Source organism: Flavobacterium sp. TN-1, from assembly GCF_052828645.1.
Window position 1 is genome coordinate 3145075 of record NZ_CM128253.1, and the last position, 19845, is coordinate 3164919.

Genomic DNA, 19845 nt, shown 5'->3' on the forward strand with positions numbered 1-19845 from the left:
TTTATTTAATTGTTGCTATAAATTCTTTAAATGTTCCAAATATTTTATTTTTTTTCTTAAAATAAAGAATAAAATCATCTAATCGTTTTATTAATGGATCACCACTGTTTTTGACAACATATTTTGGGAAATTAAATTTTTCTGGCTGATTTAAATCTATAAATTCCCAAGGATGCAAGTATATATTTAAATAACCATCTTTATTATAAGTCCAACTAGTCAATAGTTTATAAACCCACATTGGTAAATTATGGAAAGATAACCAAAACAACGGAAAACGTACCCAAGGACTTACTGAAGCTGGAATTTGTAAAACTTGGTCTTGATAAAAATAGTTCCTTGGTTTGTTTAGATTATTATAGCGTCCTGGCAAAAACGTTGGATTTATAGATGAATTATATGTATAACCTGCTTTTTGAATTTCTTTTTCATCTACTGGATACATACGAGGCATTCTAAAACCTATTACTTCCTTACCTGTTAATTCTTCTAGTTTATCTTTTGACTCTTTAAGATGTTTTATTTCAAAATCTGTATGATAATAGTTATGTGAGGCTATTTCGTGTCCTGACTGAATGATACGATCTATGACTGTTTTTGCATTCATAGCAAAAGTGGCGGTGGAAAAGAAAGTAGCTTTAATCTGATGTTTATCTAATAGGTCTAAAATTTTGTTGGTTCCATCAATAGAAATAGACATTTGTTCTTCGAATGCAATTTCTTTACCATATTCAAAAGGCATATCAAACTCTTCTATATCAAAACTTAATAAAATCATACTTAATTTTTATAATTAGTGTCTCGAATTAAATAATTAGGTCTTCCTTTAGATTGCATAAATAATTTACCTACATAAATTCCTATAATTCCTAAAACAATCAGATTTAAGCCTCCAAAAAACACAACTGTACTTATAAGAGAAGCCCATCCTGAAATTACGTGTCCATGATAAATACTAAATAGGATATAAAAAAGGTACCCTATAAAAGAAGCTAATGTAACGAACAATCCTAGCAAAACTGCCAGATACAAGGGGCGTGTACTGAAAGATGTGATACCTTGTAGTGCAAAACGGAACATTTTTTTTACTGTATACTTACTTTGTCCTGCAAATCGTTTTGCAGGTTGAAATGAAATTCCGTATTGTCTAAACCCAAGCCAATTTATTAATCCTCTAATAAATAATTCATTTTCAGAAAAACCAGAAAAGACTTTTGCTACACGTTGATCCATCAGTCTAAAATCCGCGGTACCTGGCTCAAATTTAACTTCTGAGAGATAGTTCATCAAGCTATAGAATCCTCGAGATGTTTTTTTCTTAAAAAGGGAAAGATTTTCATCTTCTTCTCTAATAGTATATACTACATCAAATCCTTCTTCCCATTTAGCTAATAATTGAGGTAATAATTCAGGTGGATGTTGCATATCTCCATCCATTGTTATAATAGCATTTACTGAATCTACTACAATATCTACTCCTGCTTTTAGTGCATTTTGATGTCCAAAATTTTTGGATAATTCGATATAAAATAATTTATCGTCTTTTTCCGAAAATTTCTTTAATATGGATAATGTTGAGTCTTTACTTCCATCATCTACGAAAACTAATTTATATTCATAATTAAGAGTTGAAAAAACTTGATGTAAAGAATCAACCATAACTTTTAGATTTCCTGATTCATTATAAGCAGGAATTACTACAGCTATTTTTTTATTATTTGTCATTTTCCAACCTTGTATGATTATTATTTGAAGTAGGCAGTACTAACATTTCATATACTATTTTAAGCCAGACTAATACGCAAGGTAGAGCCTTTAAAGCATAGGGGTTAATATACTTTTCTCTTATAAATTTTGGAAATAAGTCAGTCGGAGAAAAACTCGTTAATAATATGGCTAAAACAAATAAAAACCAATCTACTTCAGTAATAGCTTTTCCTTTTAATACAAACCAAATGGCTACTCCAAAAAATGCAATTATATAGGTGGGTGATTCTGATCCTGAACTAAATATTACTGTAAATATTAAGACTGAAGCCAATAAGAGTAATTGAAATTTCCTATCCTTGAACGCAGACCATCTTAGATAAGGCATTCCAAAAAGCATGACTCCTACTCCTAAAAAAGGTAAATTAGACCATTCTGCATGTCCTGAAATACGTCTAAACATTCCCATTACAGAAATATCTTGTCTAGAAGTAAATGACGCATTTTCGTTGTTTTTTACTACTAATCTTTCAAACCACTCAATGTATGAATGATAAACAAAACTAGGCGATGAAATAAACATGGGCAATACAAATAAAAGGGCACTCCACAAAACAAGCCCGCCAATAAATTTAGGTTTGTTCTTGATGAAAAAGAAAAAAGCTAACCCAACAATTCCATATAATTTAATAAAAACGCCTAAAATTATACAAAAGGCGGCCCAAAGTTCTTTTTCTTCAATGATAAAAACATAGGTAAGAATTATCAACGCAGTCATAATTGGATTGAATTGTAATCCTAAATTAGATGTTATAAATTCATTTAAACAAATCCATAAAATCAAATTTATTTTTTGGGTATTCAAGGGAAGTTTAGAAACACTCCATACCAGCAAAAAAGCGTTAAAACAATTCCATAACACAATCCCAATGGCATCAGGTAAAATGGCAAATGGAGCTATAAATATACCAAATATAGGACCATAATGATTATGATCAAAATATAAACTAGGATACTCTGCATACAAAGATTGTTTTTCTAATGTATGCCAAAAAACATTTTTAAAGATTAAATAATTATTATAGCTTCCTCTTGCAAATTGTTTTATAGCTGAAACAGCCGAAATAATTATCCAAATTATTGCTATATTTTTTGGATTTTGAAAAAAACTAACTGTGAAAATATTTTTTATCTTTTCAACCATTTTTCTTTGAACTTTTTCTTTGCAATTACCTTCTTTTGAAAGGCAGATGTATGATATACTAATTTCTCAAAAACTTCTTGTTTTGTTTTACCATAAAGAATGGCATATTCTTCACTTATGACTTCTATTTGATCTTGTCTTGGAGTAATTCTCTCCATATTTTTCATCCTTTGATCAAAAGTCATATTGGTATGAAATTTCATTCTATTTAAATCTACAAGATAAAAATCATATTCTCCTGTGTTATTTTTCTTGATTAATGTATTACCAGGTGAGTGATCTAAGAACTCTATTCCCTCGCTATGGAGTAAGAAAGTAAATTTTGCAAATTCTTTTAAGACTCTTATATGATCTGATTCTTCTATTGGCAAATCTAATAGGTCTCTAAAAAGAAAATCATATTGAATATGCTCACATACATAATAACTATCTTTCAAAGTGAACAAAGAAAAATTTTCATAATAACCTACTGGTAAAGGAGTCCCTATTCCTTTTTTTGTTAAAAGATGAGCATATTCATAAGAACGTCTTGCTTTTGATTTTCGAAAAAATTTATATACAACACCGTTAAACAATGAAGGAATTTTAAAGATTTTCACATTCAATACTTTCCCTTCGTAAGGAATAGTTTTTATCTGATTTCTTGTTCCTATCGTAAAATTGGTCCCTTTTTCTTTTAGTTGTAGCAATAAGTCTTGAATCCCTCTATCCATGAAACAAATTTTAATGAGGACAAAAATAACTTAAAATTAATATCTTTACGCTTTTTATTAGAATAAAATGAGTCAAAAAATTTGTGTTATTAGTTTTGATCACTGGAATTATGATTATCATATTGTTGCAGAACTTAAAAAACTAGGCCATGAAAGTCACCATATAAAAATTGGAAATTTAAAATACAAGAATTTTATTGAACGATTAGCCAATACTTGTTCTAAAATTTTTTTAGGCAAAAACCCTAAAATCAAAAAACGTCAAGAGTATATATTATCAACATTAAAGCAATTAGGGAAACAAGATCAAATTTTAGTTATAAATCCAGAACTCATAGAGCTTGAGTATCATTTAGAAATAAAAAAGTTTACGAATAAATATCTAGCATACCTATATGATAGCATAGAACGAAATCCAATTAACCATTTACCACCTAGTATTTTTGATAAAATATATTCTTTTGACATTAAAAATTGCGAAGAACATTGCTTTATCAAAACATCCAATTATATTTATACTGTAGAAAATAAATCCGCAGAGAATATAACCCAGAATTTCATTTACATTGGTTCTATTGACGAAAGAATTGACTTATTGAATCAAATAGGTGAAATATTAAAAAGGAAAAAACTTTCTTTTAGCTTTTACAGTGTTGGTAAAAAATCTTGGATTTATAATTTTAAAAAGAGATGTTTAGGTCGTTATCCTAATATTATTTTTAAAAGAAAACGTTTTAGTCAATCTGAAACATTAGACTTATATAAGCAAAGTTCTGTTATAATAGACATTATACGAAAAAATCAGAGCGGTTTAAGTTTTAGGATTTTTGAAGCATTGGGTCTTAATAAAAAAATAATTACAAACAATCCTTCTATACAAAAGTATGATTTGATTAAAATTAATTCTATTTTTTATTTAAACGACCTTAATGAACTTGACAATATTGATAATTTTCTTAATTCTGATACAAAAATTGATGAATTAATTATGAAACAGTATAAGTTAACGAACTGGGTACAAAAGATTTTCTCTCTATAAAGAAAGATATTCTAAAAGACTTCAATTTGTTATTTAAATCAAAGGGAGAAATCATATAACACTAATAATATGATTTCTCCTGATATTGAAATAACTAGATGTTAAAGCTTCGTATTTTTTTTAACATCTATTTCTAAAATTATTTTTTATAGATTACCATTTTATAATAACGCTTCCCCAAGTAAAACCTGAACCAAAAGCAGCTAATACAACTGTATCTCCTTCTTTTATTTTTCCTTGTTCCCAAGCTTCTGTTAGTGCAATAGGAATAGAAGCTGCTGTAGTATTTCCATACTCCATAATATTATTATATACTTGATCGTCTGTTAATTGGAATTTTTGCTGAACAAACTGAGAAATACGTAAATTTGCCTGATGAGGAATAAGCATGTCTATATCAGACACTTGTAAATTATTTGCTTTTAGTCCTTCCATAATTACTTCACTAAAACGAACTACTGCGTTCTTAAAAACAAATTGTCCGTTCATATAAGGAAAATAACTTTCGTCATCTGGATTATTATCTTCAATTATATCTGTTACCCAACGTTTTCCCATACCTGGCGCAATAAGAGCTAATTCTTCTGCATATTGCCCCTCAGAATGTAAGTGAGTAGATAAAATACCTTTAGATAAATCTTCTTCACGTGTTAAAATAGCTGCTCCTGCTCCATCTCCAAAAATAACGGATACTCCACGTCCTCGAGTGGTCATGTCTAATCCTCTAGAATGAACTTCTGAACCAATGACTAATATATTTTTATACATTCCTGTTTTAATATATTGATCTGCAATAGAAATAGCATATACAAAACCAGAGCATTGATTGCGTACATCTAGCGCTCCAATTGTTTTTAGTCCTAAATCACGCTGCACTAGCACTCCTGGTCCTGGAAAATAATAATCTGGACTTAGCGTTGCAAAAATCAGAAAATCAATATCATCTTTATTAATTCCTGCTCTTTCTATTGCTATTTCAGCCGCTTTTACTCCCATTGAAGTCGTTGTTTCTTCGGGACTATTTACATGGCGTCTTCTTTTGATTCCTGTTCTTTCTTGGATCCACTCATCATTGGTATCCATAATTTTAGATAAATCGTCATTAGTTACTACATTTTCTGGAACATAATAACCCAATCCTGAAATTCTAGAATGATACATACTTAAAATTTTAGTTAAAAACCAGCCAACAAAGTTAACTTAACTTACAGTATTAACAAAATTTACAACTCTTTTTTTACAAATCAATAATTTTAAAAAAAACGGCTTTAAAATAACAAACCTCAAAAGACAGAACTTTAAAATTTAAAATATAACATGTTTATGAATACTAATTTTATTGGATCTTTGTTATTTAATTGATTTCCTCTTTTTTATTATTTAAACTATGATTTGATTATATTATTATTTGCATTGTTGCACTCGTAAGGGCTGACTTAACGCTTTTTTCTGGTTTTGGCTTAGGAACTCTTTTATTTCCTGTTTTTGGATTATTTTTTCCTGTTGAAATAGCAATTACATTAACAGCTATTGTTCATTTTTTCAATACTATTTTTAAGTTTTTTTTTGGTAAAAAGGCTGATAAAGACGTAATTCTAAAATTTGGGATACCCGCAATAATATCTGCCTTTATTACTGTATTTTCTTACATTATTAACGAATCAAAATAGCTTGTTTGAATATAAATTAGCCGACAAAGTTTTTAGAATAAGTCTTTTAAAAATTTTTATTGGTTTTTCTCTCATTTTCTTTGCATTGTACGATGTTATACCTAAACTAAAAAATTTAGAATTTAATAAAAAATATTTAAGTCTTGGCGGAATTTTAAGTGGTTTTTTTGGTGGTATATCAGATCATCAAGGAGCTTTAGGAAGTGCTTTTTTAATTAGAGCAGGACTAACAAAAGAGTCATTTATTGCAACGGGAGCAGTAATTACTTGTTTAATAGATATTTCAGGAATAAGTATTTACCCACCTAAAATTATTAACAATAATTTTAAATTAGCTATAACAGCTACATTATCTGCTTTTTGTGGAATTTTTTAGGCCACCAAAATATTAAAAAAACCACCCTTCTTTTTCTTCAACAAGTAGTGGCTTTCTTATTATTTATGTATGGATTTTGTCTTATAGTGGGTTTTATATAAGCACTTCTAAAGCTACATCTAATTGTAACTCTAATATTTCACGATGTTCAAAAAAAATTGGACGACCATTAAAAGCTGCTTTAATCAAATAATGACCTCCTTTATAATAACATTGCTTAACAGTTGCTTTTAACTGTCCTTCTTCTGAAACTCTTAGTTGATGAGGATATAATAATATTGTTTCTGACAATCCATTTCTATTAATAACTAATTCATTAACTTCTCCAAATAGAGAAGCAACATATTTGTTTTTAGGATTTGTATAAATTTCTTTAGAAGGTGCTTTTACAACTAATTCTCCTCCTCTTAGTACGATGGTTTCGTCTGCAAAAGCTAAGGCATCTGTACTATCGTGGGTAGCCACAATTACGGTAATACCTTTAGACTTCAAATAAGCAAATAAATTACGTCTTAATGCGTTTTTTCTAAAATTATCAATATGACTAAAAGGTTCGTCTAAAAGCAGTACTTCGGGTTCTAAAGCCAAAACTCTTGCTAAGGCAACACGCTGTTGTTGTCCTCCACTCAACTCACTCACTTTACGTCGTGAGAAGTCTCCCATTTCTACTATATCCAATAATTCTTGGATACGTAATCGTTTAATTGCCAACAATTGATTTGATAAAAACTTCCCTACACTTTCAGATACTGTTTCATAAGGCATTAATCCAAAATCTTGTGCCATATATTTCATAAATGGCATACCTGGAACTAAATTTTGTTTAGGGCCTGTAATAATTTTATCGTTCCAAAAAAGTCTACCTTCATTTACATCGTATAATCCGTAAATTAATTTTAACAAAGTACTTTTTCCACAACCACTTTCTCCAATTAATGCAATATTTTGTCCTTTTTGAACCTCAAAATCTATAGCCTTTATAATAGGGGTATCTGTATATCCGAATGAAATATTTTTTACTTGAAGCATTTTATCAAATTAGGGGTCACAAAAATAACAAGAATATCTAAGATCCAAATATTTTTTCAACATAAATAATAAGATTTAGTTATGATTTAAAAAGAAAAATTGATATTAAAAATCTTTTTTTTAAAATTCATAATAATAAATTTAGAAAAAAGAATGGAAAGAATTGATTTTAAGAACAATCAAAAAGATATACTTGTTTCAATTATAAAATTTAAAAACACTAATTTTTGGAATTATATAGTAAGTAAAAACTTTTATGGTATTTTTGTTTTTGATAACGAAATACCTTCATCTATATGGTTTGAAAATATAAAATATGAAATCAAATCACATTCTATTTTATTTTTTTATCCTTATCAACAATTAGAATTTACATCAAATCTTTCTGGTAAATTACTTTTATTTCATCCTAATTATTTTTGTTTAGACATACAAGCTAAAGAATATGGTTGTCAAGGAGTTATTTTTCAAAATGTCTTGCAAACCCGTATCATAAGACTTTCAACTAGTGATTATAACAAAATAATACATCCATTTAATTTAATTGAAGATGAAATACGGAATACTACTATCGGAACTTATTTTCTAATTTTAAATTATATAGGGATTTTATTACTTCTATGTCTAAGAATCATAACTTCTCATAAAGAAGTTTTATTAGATACTGATTTAAATCGTTTTAAGATTTTAATAAATCAGTATATTACCTCTGAACATCAACCTAATTTTTATGCTCAAAAATTAAATATAACAACCCGAGAGCTCAATTTTATAATCAAATCTAAAACGGGCAAAACCACTCAAAAAATTTTGCATGAAAAACTAATTGCATTAGCCAAAAGTAAACTTTTTAATTCTAATTTAAGTGTTAAAGAAATTGCTTATGAATTAGGTTTTGAAGATCCTTTATACTTTAGTCGCATCTTTAAACAGCATACTCTTGTTTCTCCAAAAGATTTCCGCGTAAATTTAAAACAAAATCATATTGAAGATTTCCAGATAAAAGATTAGTTTTTTTATCCATATATCTGTTTTTTTGTCTATTCTATTATTTCTTAGCAAAAAGTAGTTTTGTTTCAGTAATGTTTAACCAATTTTAACTAACAATGAAATCAAAATTATTACAATTTGCTTTATTCAGTAGTCTTAGTATCCTAAGCTTACTTTCTTGTGAAAAAGACAATCTTTCTCCTTCAGAGATAACTCCTTCTCTTCAAAATGAGTTTATAGGAGCATGGGACAAACAGGATACTGTAAGGATTTCCTTTTCACAAGATGGAAAATTTACAGCTCAACGATGGATTGCTTCGGATAAATCTTACGCTAACAACTTTGCTGTAGAAGGAGATTATACGTCCACAAATGGAGAAGTTACTATTAATGTTAAAAAATCAAACTTAGCTCATTTATGGTCAAATCAGAAACTAGAAAAAATTATTTTGAAAACAGAGTTAACTTCAGATAAGCAAACGGTAAAAATCAAATCTGTTACAATATACCCTACAAATTTAGATGTAAAAGATGGGGTCATTAAAAGACTATCTAATTCATTTAAAAGAAATTTAGATCCTAAAACAACTCTCCCTTTTGAGTTGTTGACCTTAACTGACGTTATGACTTACCAACCTTCAAACTTACCTAGTATTAAGCCGTGGACTTACAAAGGGGGTGAATTTAATTTTGCGTTTAATAATTATCAATTGGGAATTTCTACGCCTGATCAAGCAACTGTTAATCTTCCTTTTTCACCAATGGGGCAACACTTGCACTTAATTATAGATGATGCTCCTTATATAGGAATTCCTAATAATCCTTTTAAATACAATCTAACTGACGGTGAACATAGTATTGTAATTGCAGCGGGACGTTCTTATCATGAAATATATAAAAATCCTGAAGCAATCATTACGGTAAAAAGCACAATTAAGAATGGGGAAGAAATAAATAGGGTAAATACTAATCAAGAATCAGACATTTTTGCCAGCAGACCTAGGGGATCTTATTCTACAACTGACGCTAAAAGGCTTTTAATTGATTATATTCTAACAGAAGCTTCTAAAATGAATATTGATTCCAAAAAATACACCGTTAGAATTACTTTAAATCAAACGCCTTTTTTGAGCGAAAAATGGGTTCCAAAGGTTTTAGAAGGATTAAACAGAATAGGAACACACAAATTAACTTTGGATTTATATGATTTAGAAACTAAAAAGATTATTTCTACCAAAAAATCTGATTTTACAATTCAATAATAACGAAAAATATGAGGTGACAAAATTAGACACCTCATATTTTACATATTGTAGTGGTTATTGTCCACTTTCATTCTTTGCATCTTGAATCATCTTTTGGTTGGCTGTAATAGCAAACTCTACACGACGATTTTGCGCTCTTCCTGCTTCAGTATCATTGCTTGCTAATGGATCTGCTTCTCCCATACCTGTTGTAATAAAACGTGCTCCATTTAAACCTTTAGATGCTAAATAATTTTTTACTGCTTTTGAACGATCGTCAGATAGTTTTAAGTTGTACTCATCAGATCCTTTGCTGTCAGTATAACCATAAATTTTAATATCTGTATCAGCATATTCTTTAAAAACAGGCACTAATTTATCTAAATTTGCTTTTGCTTTAGTTGTTAAAGTTGCTTTATTAAAATCAAAATTAACGGAATTTTCTCCCAAAGTTAATTTAATTCCTTCTCCTACTCTTTCTACTTGTGCTCCTGGTAATGATTCGCTAATTTTTCGTGCTTGTCTGTCCATTTTATTTCCAATAACTCCTCCAGCTACACCCCCTATAACTCCTCCAAGAACAGCTCCTAACGCGCCATTGCCTCCTTTTCCAATATTATTACCTAAAACACCACCTAAAACAGCACCTGCTACGGTTCCTATTGCCGCTCCTCTTTGTGTGTTATTTGTATTTTTTATTGCTTCACAACTTGTCATTCCGCTAATCAAAAAAGTTCCTGACAGAGCGTATATTGCTATCTTTTTCATCTTTCTATCTTTTTATTTTCTTCTAAAATGGTAAACTACTTTGCCTGCGCTATTTCCTACTTGTACTTTGTTAGTTAGATCAAATGTGTTTTGTGTTACATTTGAAACAATCAAAATATACCCAGAAGTTACCTTCCTTGGTTTTTCGCCTTCTTTGATAAACTTCAAAACCATTTGATTTTCATCTGTTACATACCATTTAATATCAGACGCATACGAAGGACAACCTACTTTATTTAGGGTCATATTACCCGAATCATTATTAGACACTAAATGCCATTCACTTCCTTCAAAACATTTTGCATCTGCAATTTCAAAGGATGTCACCTTAAAATATTCAGACCCTGCGTATTCTACCCCACTAACTACCCAATCTCCTTTTAGCGACACTTGTGTTTTTCTATTTACACTTGTTGTTACTAATGATTGTTTAGGTTTACAGGAAATCATGACACCTAACATAGCAGTCATTAAAACTAGTTTTTTCATTTTATTTTGATTTTTTACGTTTGCCAATAAAGCAAATTTAATACCAATTTAGCAATTTTTTAGTAGAAACTCTACTACAAAAACCGTCAATTTGTCACATTTTAAGAATTGGTATCTTATTTGACAATAATGATACGTATTAAATTTAAATAAATAACGTATGACAACAGGAAAAATTAATGTTTCAGTAGAAAACATCTTTCCCTTAATCAAAAAGTTTTTATATAGTGATCACGAAATATTTTTACGTGAGTTGGTTTCAAACGCTACAGATGCTACTTTAAAATTGAAGCATTTGACTAGTATTGGCGAAGCTAAAGTAGAGTATGGCACTCCTATTATTGAGGTTAAAGTTGATAAAGAAGGGAAAAAACTTCATATCATTGATCAAGGTCTGGGAATGACTTCTGAAGAGGTAGAAAAATATATTAACCAAATTGCTTTTTCAGGCGCTGAAGAATTTTTAGAGAAATATAAAGATTCAGCCAAAGATTCAGGTGTAATTGGACATTTTGGTTTAGGTTTTTATTCTGCTTTTATGGTGGCTAATAAGGTAGAAATCATTACCAAGTCTTTTAAAGACGAGTCAGCAGCTCATTGGACTTGTGATGGAAGTCCTGAATTTACTTTAGTTCCTCACGATAAAAAAGAAAGAGGTACTGAAATTATCCTTCATATTGCTGATGATTCTGTAGAATTTTTAGAAGAGTTTAAAATTCGCGAATTATTAACAAAGTACAACAAGTTTATGCCTATTCCTATCAAATTTGGCACTAAACAAGAAGCTTTACCTAAACCTGAGGACGCTCCCGAAGATTACAAAACGGAATATACAGAAGTAGATAATTTTATTAACAACACAAATCCTGCATGGACAAAACAACCATCAGAATTAACAGACGAAGATTACAAAAACTTCTATCGTGAGTTATATCCTATGAATTTTGAAGATCCTTTATTCAATATTCATTTAAATGTAGATTACCCATTCAATTTAACAGGTATTTTATACTTTCCTAAATTAACTGGTGATTTACAAATTCAGAAAGATAAAATTCAATTATACCAAAATCAGGTATTTGTAACAGATAATGTAGAAGGTATTGTACCTGAGTTCTTAATGATGTTAAAAGGAGTGGTAGATTCTCCAGATATTCCATTAAACGTTTCACGTTCATACTTACAAGCAGATGGTAATGTAAAGAAAATCTCTAATTATATTACGCGTAAAGTTTCTGATAAATTAAAATCATTATTCAACGAAAACCGTGAAGATTTCGAGAAAAAATGGAATGACATCAAAGTGGTTTTAGAATATGGTATGTTATCCGAAGCTAAATTTTACGAAAAAGCAGGTGATTTTGTATTATATCCTACTACTGATAATAAATATTATACTTTAGCTGAACTAAAAGAAGCTTTAAAAGATAACCAAACTGACAAAAACGGTAAATTAGTCATTCTTTATGCTTCTAATAAAGATGCTCAACATAGTTATATTGATATTGCCAAAGAAAAAGGCTATCAAGTATTATTATTGGATTCACCTATTGTTTCGCATTTGATTCAAAAATTAGAAGCTGATAATGAAAATATAACATTTACACGTGTAGACGCTGACCATATTGATAAATTAATTCAAAAAGAGGATACTGCAATTTCTAAATTATCTGATGAAGAAAAGGAAAAATTAAAAAATGCAATTGAAATAGTAGTTCCTAAAGAAAACTATACCGTTCAAATGGAAGCTTTAGAAAGCACCTCTGCCCCATTTATGATTACACAACCAGAGTTTATGCGTCGTATGAAAGAAATGAGTCAAACTGGCGGTGGCGGTATGTTTGGTATGGGAAATTTTCCTGAAATGTACAATTTGGTAGTCAACACAAACTCTGAACTGGCTACAGCTATCTTAAACAGCAATGAGAACATCCAAAAAGACTTGGTAAAACAAGCTTTAGATATAGCTAAATTATCACAAGGTTTATTAAAGGGTGAAGAATTGACTGCTTTTGTAAAAAGAAGTTTTGAATCTTTAAAATAAAAATACCAAAATAAAAGCCTGATTTTCATCAGGCTTTTAAAAAGTAATTTTATTTATTTTCTTTTCACATTAACAGCTGATAATCCTTTAGCTGTACGCTCAACTTCAAAAACCACTACATCGTTTTCTCTTACGCGTTGTGTTAAACCTGTAGTATGAACAAAAATTTCTTGTCCATCATTAGAAGTAATAAATCCAAAACCTTTTGTTTCGTTAAAAAACTTTACTGTACCTTCTTGCATTTCTATTTATATTTAATTAATAATTATCAAATGTGTAGCCCTAAATCCTTTTGGGGTTGTTTCTTTTTTAAAACTTACTCTTACGTTCTTTTTAAATTTAGTATTAGAAGCCTCAAAATGAAACAATAAATTATCCCTTGTTTCATCCTCCGTAATAAAACCAAAACCTGTATCTTTTATAAAAGTAATAAGACCTGTAGAAAAATCTTTTCTTATCTCGTTAGTATTCTTATTTGTATTTTCAGTATTCTTATCTGTTTCAACAGTTTGTAAATGAGGTGGAACAGACGTTAACTTTCCATTTTTATCCACATATACAAACATTTCCTCTAGGGATTTTCCTTTATTATTATTGACTTTACGCTCGTTTCTTCTAAGCGCTTTATCTTGTTGTTTTTTTACTTTTTTCTTATTATTTTCTTTTTTAGAATAAGAATCTGCCATATATATCTCGATTTACTTGTATCATTAACTATTAATTAACCAAATCAAAATAATTATAGTATTAAACCTTACTATGTAAATCATGATTTGTAATTAAAAAATAGATTTTAAAAAAATGGCAGCTGGAGAGTAATCACTGAGGAAGTCTAAAAAAACTACTTGAACAGAAAATCAAAAAGCAGTAACCTTTAAATTAAAGGGCAAATGTACATCAATTTATTGATAAATAATGTTTTATTTATCTTTTGTTATCATTTTTTATTTTTCTCATAAAAACATCTCTAAAACAATATTATTGATCTTCATTTTATTAAAAATATATTTTATAATAATTATTTTAAAAAAATCAACTCTATTAAAATTTTCGATTTCACTCAAAATAAATAGTTCCATATATTTTTATGTTTTTATAAGTATAAAAATCATTAGGTATTTTAGTAAATTTGACAAAATCTATTCTACGTCAGAGTAGATCATTAGGCTGATACTACCAAATATGAAACAATTAATTACTTTTAAACGAAAGATATTGTCTTTTTATTTTAACTTTAAAAATTTATACGCTGATGATTTCCTTCTTTTTTTATAGTATATAGAAATTTTATTCGTCCTAATTTATATTTATCATCCTATTTTCCTTTCTCTACTACATCTGTAAAGAAACTATTATTTATATGATTGCTTTGCCACATATTCTATATTTTCGATAACATAAGTGTCATTTTTTAATAATACGCCTTGGATATATAGATTTTATATTTTTTACAAAAATTAACCTCATTTTATATAATAAACAGAAAAAGAATTAACATGACCCTATCAATTGAAACTCCTGCATTACTATTTTCAGCTAGTTCATTAATTTTATTAGCATACACGAATCGTTTTCTAACCATCGCTCAAATTATTAGAAGTTTAAAAAAGAATTATGAAGAAGTTCATCGCAAATCTATTCTTCTTGAAATTAAAAATCTAAATGATCGCTTAACGCTAATCCGTTTTATGCAGTTAATGGGAGTACTTTGTTTATTTTTATCTGTTTTTGCTATGCTGCTATTATTTTTTGATTTACAATATATAGCTATCTATTTTTTTGGATTTAGTTTATTTAGTCTGTTAGTTTCTTTAGGTATTTCTTTTTGGGAAATCAGTATTTCTGTTCATGCTTTAAGACTTCATTTAAGTGATTTAGAAGATTTTTCGAAAAAGCATTAATTTTTTTGATCTAAAATTTTTATAACGAAAGACATTAATACCATTTAAACTTAAAATTTGTCTTTTTATTTATTTTAATTACAAAAAGAGGCTGTTCGAAAAAAATCAAAACAGCCTCTTTTAATACTATTGATAATCTAAGTGTATTTTAATTTCCTATTATATTTCCATTATCTTCTTTCTTTTCTTTGTTTAACATATTAGGATCTTCTTTTGCTATTTTATTTTTGGTAGGAATCTTGTAGTTTAGGGTTAATCCTATTCTACGTGTATCATTTTTATTAGACATATAAAGTGCGGTATTTAAAGCATTGAATGATGACTTATTTAAATTAAATATATCATCAACATTTACTGAAACAGTCAAGTGATTGGATAAAAACTTTTTAGAAAATGTCATATCTAAACTATGATTAAAAGGTCTTTGTGCTACAAAATAAAAATAATTACCTCCTTTTGTAATATGGCTATAATTCGTTACCCATTTTATATCTCCTGGCAATACGACTTGAGACATGATATTAAAAATCCAAAATGCTTTTGTATCAACATTTGGAATATCATGTTTTTGTCTACCTGCATAAATAAACATGAAATTAATTTTATCTGGATTAAAATTAAATTTAGCTGTTTCTTTTAGTCCTTTTGTAAATAACATATAAGGAATGGGTAATCCAAAATTAAATGTATGAATTTTTATTGAAGGTATATTTTCATTTGTACTAACCATTCTGTTTCCATTTAGATACATTCTCTGAGTTACTTGATTAAGTCCTTCGCTGATATTGTATCCTATGAAAGCATATTCAAAAGCTGATAATTTAAATTCAAAATTATTAAAAAGTGTAGGTTGTAATTGTGGGTTTCCTAAATACCCTACATTGGGGTTTTGATAATTTGTATTATTAGGATTAAGAGAGGAGGTACTTGGTAAGGTTATTTTTTTATTATAACTACCTGATAGAATTATGCTGTTAGCTAAACTGTATTGAATACTTCCATTAGGAAATAATCTATATTGTTTAAAAGGATTCAAGGCTTGTGTTTCTGTTTTTCCAGAAATATCATAATTTTCTCCTCTTAGCCCTAAAGTAAATTCAAATTTTCTATATTTAGTCTGTAGTTCTATATAGGTAGAAGCTGTCATCCTTTTGTACTCTAAATTATTAATATTTTTATTAAATGTATTAAAATAGAGTTCTTCGTATAGAGTTCCTATGCTAATTTTTCCTTCTTGTAATAGTTTTACAGATTGAGTATAATCTATTTTAAAATTGTAAAGGCGTTGATCAGATCCGTTACTCAATGTATTTAGGTTTAAACTTCTTGAAAATAAATCAAAATCATTTGTGACACTATTAAAATTAAATTTAAAATCTAATTTTTTATCGGAATCTAAAAACCGCATTTGATATGCTGCTACTGCATCTTGACGTAGTGTTAGTGTTTTACTGTCATCTATTGTAGAAAAAAAGGTTGAATTAGGCAGCAACCCCTTGGCTTCTGTTGTACTAGAATTAGTATTAGAATAAATATCATAATTTAATAATAATCTATTTTTACCTATATCAAATGTAAGTCCTGTTTTAGCAAACAGTGTTCGTAAAATACGATCTGAATCGCTGGAGGTTAATAGTGTAGACTGATCGCCTTCTTTTTTAAGCACTTCAGACCACATACCTCGTTCGGCATAATTTTGTCCAAAGTTTAGCTGCCATCCAAAAAATTTATTTTTAGCACTTAAAAGTATGCTATTATTAGTACGCCAACGATTTTTATCATAGGAAGTAAAATTACTGCTATTAGTATAGGTAGCGGTTAGGTAGTTCTTTGCTTTTTTATTGGTAACGATGTTTAGTATAGCACCACCAGAGGTAGCAGGAAACTCAGCTCCTGGATTTGTTATAACTTCTATTTTTTCAACTGAATTAGCAGGTAGTCCTTCTAGAAAGGCATTTAATTCGTTTGTCGAAATATTGAGTGGTCTTCCATCTAAGAATACATCTAATTGTTTTCCTTGATACATCATACCTGCTAAATCGGAGGCTACCAAACCGGGTAGTTTTTTTATTCCTTCTAGGACTGATCCTGAATTTAGATGAGCTTGACTTGCAAATTCAAAAATGGTTCTATCTGCTTTTTGTTCAATTGCTTTTTTTTCTTTAACAATTGCCACTTCTTTTAATTCGTTTGTTTTTTCTTTATTTTCTTGTGAATACGTAGCAAACGACAAAAAAGATAATAACAAAAGGGTGAATTTAGTTTTTTTCATGTAATGTGTAAATCATTTATTCTAATAGACCTCTTGTTTTGCTATTTGTTACAGATTTTAACTTTTATTTTAACAAATTTAAAATTTGCATCTTTTAATCTCCGTAGGTTACTAATAAATTGTAAAGCTTATCTATATCAAATGGTTTAAAGATGATGCCTGAGAAGTATTTCTTAAAATTTTGATCTGCATCTGCTAATATATCCGCTGTGAGTGCAAAAATAGGCGTTTGAATATTTAAATTTGGGGTCATTTTTATTTCTTTAGAAACTTCAAAGCCGTTCATTTCGGGCATGTGTATATCCATTAAAATAAAATCAAATTTTTGATATTTCACTATTTCAATTGCTTTTTTTCCTCCATCTACATATTGAATTTCCATGCTCCATTTTCTTAATAATTTAGAGAGTAGCATCCCATTCATTTTCGTATCATCTACGATTAGTACTTTTTTACCTATTAATTGTTGTTTATCATTTACTTTTATTATGATTTCTTCTGATTTTTCTAATTCAAGTTCAAAATAAAAGGAGGTTCCTTTATATAATTTACTTTCTACGGTTATGGTGCTTTTATGTAATTCTATCAAACGTTTTACGATTGCTAATCCTAAGCCTGTTCCTCCATGTTTTCGGGTTAAATATGGTTTTAGTTGTGAAAAGCTATCAAATATACGTGGTAAATTTTCTTGTGATATTCCTTCTCCTGTATCTGTGATTTTAAATGAAATTAGATCTTTTTGTTCTCCACAATCTACTATCTTTATTTCTAGTTGTACGCTTCCTTTATCTGTAAATTTTATAGCGTTGTTTATCAAGTTGTTTAAAATTTGCGTTAGCTTCGTAGGATCTATCAGATAATAATTAGATATATTTACTGTTGAGATGTATTTTAACTCAATATTTTTAGCATTTGCAAAACGTTCAAACACTTCAACTGTGTTTTGGCATAAAAAGTTGATATTGGTTGATACTAATTCTAACTTTACATTTTGTCCATCTAGTCTATTGAAGTCCAAAACATCATTTACGACACTAATTAAATTGTCAGATGCAAATTTTAAATTTCTTATAATCTTTTTACCTTCATTTACGATTTTATCATCTAATAATACTAGTGAAGCTACAATGGCATTTAATGGTGTCCTTATTTCATGACTCATTATAGATAAAAACTCTTGTTTTCTTTTATAATTTTCTAGTTCATCTAAATTTTTCTTTTCTAATATTTTTTGTTTTTCTCTTTGCAAAATGGCTTCGTTTTCTATTTTTTCCATTCTTGCTATTAACTCATAACTTTCAATTACTTTTAATGTTTGAGTATTAATAACTCTTTCTTTTTCTGAAAGGTGATTTTCAAAATAATGTAACGCTTTTTCATAATCTCCTAAACTTTTATATATAAGATAAATTATACGATTTAATTTTATTGTACACATTGAAAACTGTAATGATTCTCCTAAAAGTAATCCTTCTTGTGCAAATTGAAGAGCTTTATCTACTTGTTGCGTTTCAAAATAAAGGGCTGCTAACTTTGTCATAGTCATAACAACTCCTGTATTTTCCCCCATTTTTTTATGAATATCTAAAGATTTATTATATAGTTCTTTAGCTTTAGTATATTCTTTACAGAAATGGTATACTTTTCCTTTTCCGTATAGTGCATAAGCCATCCCTCTCATATCATCAGTCTGGCTCTTAAGTTCTATGGATTTATTAATAATTTGTTTTGCAAAATGAATTTTTCCTTTTTTAGTCAAAATTCCAGAAAGATTATTGTAGACATTCGATTCTAAGTTAAGATCTTTAATCTTTTTAGCGTTTCGAATTGCACTTTTATAAACTTTAAAAGCACTGGTGGCATCTCCTATACATTCAAAAATAGTTCCTAATGATTTTTCCGCACGAGATTGATTATAATAATCATTATATTTTTTATAAATTTTTAAAGCATCACTAAAATGAATGAGACCTAAATGATATTGATTTGTTTTATAGTAAACTCCAGCTAAACCATACTTAGCATCAGCCACTCCTCTTTCGTCTCCTAATTCATTAAAAATTTCTATAGCCCTTTCAGAATATTGTTTTGCTTTTTGCATTTCACCAACTATCATGTGATACAAAGCTAGTTGGCTATAACTTTTTCCTATAAGAGTTTTATCATTAATAAACAAAGAAGCCTTTAAAGCTTGATTTGCTATTATTATACTTTTTGTAAGATTATTAATCCTAATAGAATAAGCTTCTACCAGCTTTTGTTCTATAGTATTAACTGTATTTAGCATAAATTCCCCAATTATTCATACATTACAAATAAACAGAAACTTTTTTATAAAACGTTCATTAAACCTTTTAATTTTTTTTTAGTCATATACAAACGAACTTACAAATTTAATT

Annotated in this window: 18 protein-coding genes; 6 read left to right on the top strand and 12 right to left on the bottom strand. The window is 28.5% G+C overall.

Annotated elements, in window-relative coordinates:
- Position 1: 1 nt before the first annotated feature.
- Genes ACUXZJ_RS14160 through ACUXZJ_RS14175 form a run of 4 tightly spaced genes read right to left on the bottom strand, consistent with a single transcriptional unit; the run spans position 2 to position 3624 of the window.
- On the bottom strand, positions 2 to 778 hold the full coding sequence (locus ACUXZJ_RS14160; protein ID WP_060382607.1) for a polysaccharide deacetylase family protein: 777 nt from the start codon (positions 776 to 778) through the stop codon (positions 2 to 4).
- Between the two features lie 2 nt (positions 779 to 780).
- Positions 781 to 1725, bottom strand: a complete 945-nt coding sequence (locus tag ACUXZJ_RS14165; RefSeq protein WP_063743035.1) for a glycosyltransferase family 2 protein — start codon at positions 1723 to 1725, stop codon at positions 781 to 783.
- Positions 1715 to 2911 carry a glycosyltransferase family 87 protein gene (locus ACUXZJ_RS14170; RefSeq protein WP_063743036.1) on the bottom strand — a complete coding sequence of 399 codons (1197 nt, stop codon included), beginning with the start codon at positions 2909 to 2911 and terminating at the stop codon, positions 1715 to 1717. The genes ACUXZJ_RS14165 and ACUXZJ_RS14170 overlap by 11 nt, the downstream gene beginning before the upstream one ends.
- The gene (locus tag ACUXZJ_RS14175; protein WP_060382610.1) at positions 2896 to 3624 is read right to left on the bottom strand and encodes a hypothetical protein; all 729 of its coding nucleotides are present in this window, start codon (positions 3622 to 3624) and stop codon (positions 2896 to 2898) included. The genes ACUXZJ_RS14170 and ACUXZJ_RS14175 overlap by 16 nt, the downstream gene beginning before the upstream one ends.
- 67 nt (positions 3625 to 3691) lie before the next feature.
- On the opposite strand from ACUXZJ_RS14175, the gene ACUXZJ_RS14180 reads away from it, so the two are divergent.
- The gene (locus tag ACUXZJ_RS14180) at positions 3692 to 4663 is read left to right on the top strand and encodes a hypothetical protein (RefSeq protein WP_060382611.1); all 972 of its coding nucleotides are present in this window, start codon (positions 3692 to 3694) and stop codon (positions 4661 to 4663) included.
- Between the two features lie 153 nt (positions 4664 to 4816).
- Here the strand turns inward: ACUXZJ_RS14180 and ACUXZJ_RS14185 are convergent, their stop codons facing one another.
- Positions 4817 to 5824, bottom strand: coding sequence for a 3-oxoacyl-ACP synthase III family protein (locus ACUXZJ_RS14185; protein ID WP_060382612.1), 1008 nt, complete (start codon positions 5822 to 5824; stop codon positions 4817 to 4819).
- Between the two features lie 510 nt (positions 5825 to 6334).
- Between ACUXZJ_RS14185 and ACUXZJ_RS14190 the strand changes: the two genes are divergently transcribed.
- The gene (locus ACUXZJ_RS14190; protein WP_240455120.1) at positions 6335 to 6709 is read left to right on the top strand and encodes a hypothetical protein; all 375 of its coding nucleotides are present in this window, start codon (positions 6335 to 6337) and stop codon (positions 6707 to 6709) included.
- Positions 6710 to 6802: 93 nt separating this feature from the next.
- Here ACUXZJ_RS14190 and ACUXZJ_RS14195 read toward each other — a convergent pair whose 3' ends face one another.
- The gene (locus ACUXZJ_RS14195; RefSeq protein ID WP_060382613.1) at positions 6803 to 7738 is read right to left on the bottom strand and encodes an ABC transporter ATP-binding protein; all 936 of its coding nucleotides are present in this window, start codon (positions 7736 to 7738) and stop codon (positions 6803 to 6805) included.
- A gap of 153 nt (positions 7739 to 7891) precedes the next feature.
- Here ACUXZJ_RS14195 and ACUXZJ_RS14200 point away from each other — a divergent pair, with 153 nt between their 5' ends.
- Positions 7892 to 8749, top strand: coding sequence for a helix-turn-helix domain-containing protein (locus ACUXZJ_RS14200; protein ID WP_103681630.1), 858 nt, complete (start codon positions 7892 to 7894; stop codon positions 8747 to 8749).
- A gap of 95 nt (positions 8750 to 8844) precedes the next feature.
- Positions 8845 to 9990, top strand: coding sequence for a hypothetical protein (locus ACUXZJ_RS14205; RefSeq protein WP_063743038.1), 1146 nt, complete (start codon positions 8845 to 8847; stop codon positions 9988 to 9990).
- A gap of 57 nt (positions 9991 to 10047) precedes the next feature.
- Here the strand turns inward: ACUXZJ_RS14205 and ACUXZJ_RS14210 are convergent, their stop codons facing one another.
- Both ACUXZJ_RS14210 and ACUXZJ_RS14215 read right to left on the bottom strand, forming a co-directional pair.
- Complete coding sequence (locus ACUXZJ_RS14210) at positions 10048 to 10740, bottom strand: OmpA family protein (RefSeq protein WP_060382616.1); 693 nt, start codon at positions 10738 to 10740, stop codon at positions 10048 to 10050.
- A gap of 12 nt (positions 10741 to 10752) precedes the next feature.
- Positions 10753 to 11229 (bottom strand): hypothetical protein, encoded by a 477-nt coding sequence (locus tag ACUXZJ_RS14215; protein ID WP_063744137.1) that lies wholly within the window; start codon positions 11227 to 11229, stop codon positions 10753 to 10755.
- Positions 11230 to 11389: 160 nt separating this feature from the next.
- Between ACUXZJ_RS14215 and htpG the strand changes: the two genes are divergently transcribed.
- Positions 11390 to 13273, top strand: a complete 1884-nt coding sequence (htpG, locus tag ACUXZJ_RS14220) for a molecular chaperone HtpG (protein WP_063743039.1) — start codon at positions 11390 to 11392, stop codon at positions 13271 to 13273.
- Positions 13274 to 13326: 53 nt separating this feature from the next.
- On the opposite strand, the gene ACUXZJ_RS14225 is transcribed toward htpG, so the two are convergent.
- Positions 13327 to 13515 carry a cold-shock protein gene (locus ACUXZJ_RS14225; RefSeq protein WP_060382619.1) on the bottom strand — a complete coding sequence of 63 codons (189 nt, stop codon included), beginning with the start codon at positions 13513 to 13515 and terminating at the stop codon, positions 13327 to 13329.
- A 12-nt stretch (positions 13516 to 13527) separates the two neighbouring features.
- Complete coding sequence (locus ACUXZJ_RS14230; protein ID WP_060382620.1) at positions 13528 to 13959, bottom strand: cold-shock protein; 432 nt, start codon at positions 13957 to 13959, stop codon at positions 13528 to 13530.
- Positions 13960 to 14769: 810 nt separating this feature from the next.
- Between ACUXZJ_RS14230 and ACUXZJ_RS14235 the strand changes: the two genes are divergently transcribed.
- Positions 14770 to 15174 (top strand): DUF2721 domain-containing protein, encoded by a 405-nt coding sequence (locus ACUXZJ_RS14235; protein ID WP_060382621.1) that lies wholly within the window; start codon positions 14770 to 14772, stop codon positions 15172 to 15174.
- A 148-nt stretch (positions 15175 to 15322) separates the two neighbouring features.
- Here ACUXZJ_RS14235 and ACUXZJ_RS14240 read toward each other — a convergent pair whose 3' ends face one another.
- On the bottom strand, positions 15323 to 17446 hold the full coding sequence (locus ACUXZJ_RS14240) for an outer membrane beta-barrel protein (protein WP_060382622.1): 2124 nt from the start codon (positions 17444 to 17446) through the stop codon (positions 15323 to 15325).
- Between the two features lie 94 nt (positions 17447 to 17540).
- Complete coding sequence (locus tag ACUXZJ_RS14245) at positions 17541 to 19733, bottom strand: tetratricopeptide repeat protein (RefSeq protein ID WP_060382623.1); 2193 nt, start codon at positions 19731 to 19733, stop codon at positions 17541 to 17543.
- Between the last annotated feature and the right edge of the window lie 112 nt (positions 19734 to 19845).

Excerpts from the sequence above, each read along its gene's own strand:
- ACUXZJ_RS14160 (WP_060382607.1), bottom strand. The coding sequence starts at position 778 with ATGATTTTATTAAGTTTTGATATAGAAGAGTTTGATATGCCTTTTGAA.
- ACUXZJ_RS14165 (WP_063743035.1), bottom strand. The coding sequence starts at position 1,725 with ATGACAAATAATAAAAAAATAGCTGTAGTAATTCCTGCTTATAATGAA.
- ACUXZJ_RS14170 (WP_063743036.1), bottom strand. The coding sequence starts at position 2,911 with ATGGTTGAAAAGATAAAAAATATTTTCACAGTTAGTTTTTTTCAAAAT.
- ACUXZJ_RS14175 (WP_060382610.1), bottom strand. The coding sequence starts at position 3,624 with ATGGATAGAGGGATTCAAGACTTATTGCTACAACTAAAAGAAAAAGGG.
- ACUXZJ_RS14180 (WP_060382611.1), top strand. The coding sequence starts at position 3,692 with ATGAGTCAAAAAATTTGTGTTATTAGTTTTGATCACTGGAATTATGAT.
- ACUXZJ_RS14185 (WP_060382612.1), bottom strand. The coding sequence starts at position 5,824 with ATGTATCATTCTAGAATTTCAGGATTGGGTTATTATGTTCCAGAAAAT.
- ACUXZJ_RS14195 (WP_060382613.1), bottom strand. The coding sequence starts at position 7,738 with ATGCTTCAAGTAAAAAATATTTCATTCGGATATACAGATACCCCTATT.
- ACUXZJ_RS14200 (WP_103681630.1), top strand. The coding sequence starts at position 7,892 with ATGGAAAGAATTGATTTTAAGAACAATCAAAAAGATATACTTGTTTCA.
- ACUXZJ_RS14205 (WP_063743038.1), top strand. The coding sequence starts at position 8,845 with ATGAAATCAAAATTATTACAATTTGCTTTATTCAGTAGTCTTAGTATC.
- ACUXZJ_RS14210 (WP_060382616.1), bottom strand. The coding sequence starts at position 10,740 with ATGAAAAAGATAGCAATATACGCTCTGTCAGGAACTTTTTTGATTAGC.
- ACUXZJ_RS14215 (WP_063744137.1), bottom strand. The coding sequence starts at position 11,229 with ATGAAAAAACTAGTTTTAATGACTGCTATGTTAGGTGTCATGATTTCC.
- htpG (WP_063743039.1), top strand. The coding sequence starts at position 11,390 with ATGACAACAGGAAAAATTAATGTTTCAGTAGAAAACATCTTTCCCTTA.
- ACUXZJ_RS14225 (WP_060382619.1), bottom strand. The coding sequence starts at position 13,515 with ATGCAAGAAGGTACAGTAAAGTTTTTTAACGAAACAAAAGGTTTTGGA.
- ACUXZJ_RS14230 (WP_060382620.1), bottom strand. The coding sequence starts at position 13,959 with ATGGCAGATTCTTATTCTAAAAAAGAAAATAATAAGAAAAAAGTAAAA.
- ACUXZJ_RS14235 (WP_060382621.1), top strand. The coding sequence starts at position 14,770 with ATGACCCTATCAATTGAAACTCCTGCATTACTATTTTCAGCTAGTTCA.
- ACUXZJ_RS14240 (WP_060382622.1), bottom strand. The coding sequence starts at position 17,446 with ATGAAAAAAACTAAATTCACCCTTTTGTTATTATCTTTTTTGTCGTTT.
- ACUXZJ_RS14245 (WP_060382623.1), bottom strand. The coding sequence starts at position 19,733 with ATGCTAAATACAGTTAATACTATAGAACAAAAGCTGGTAGAAGCTTAT.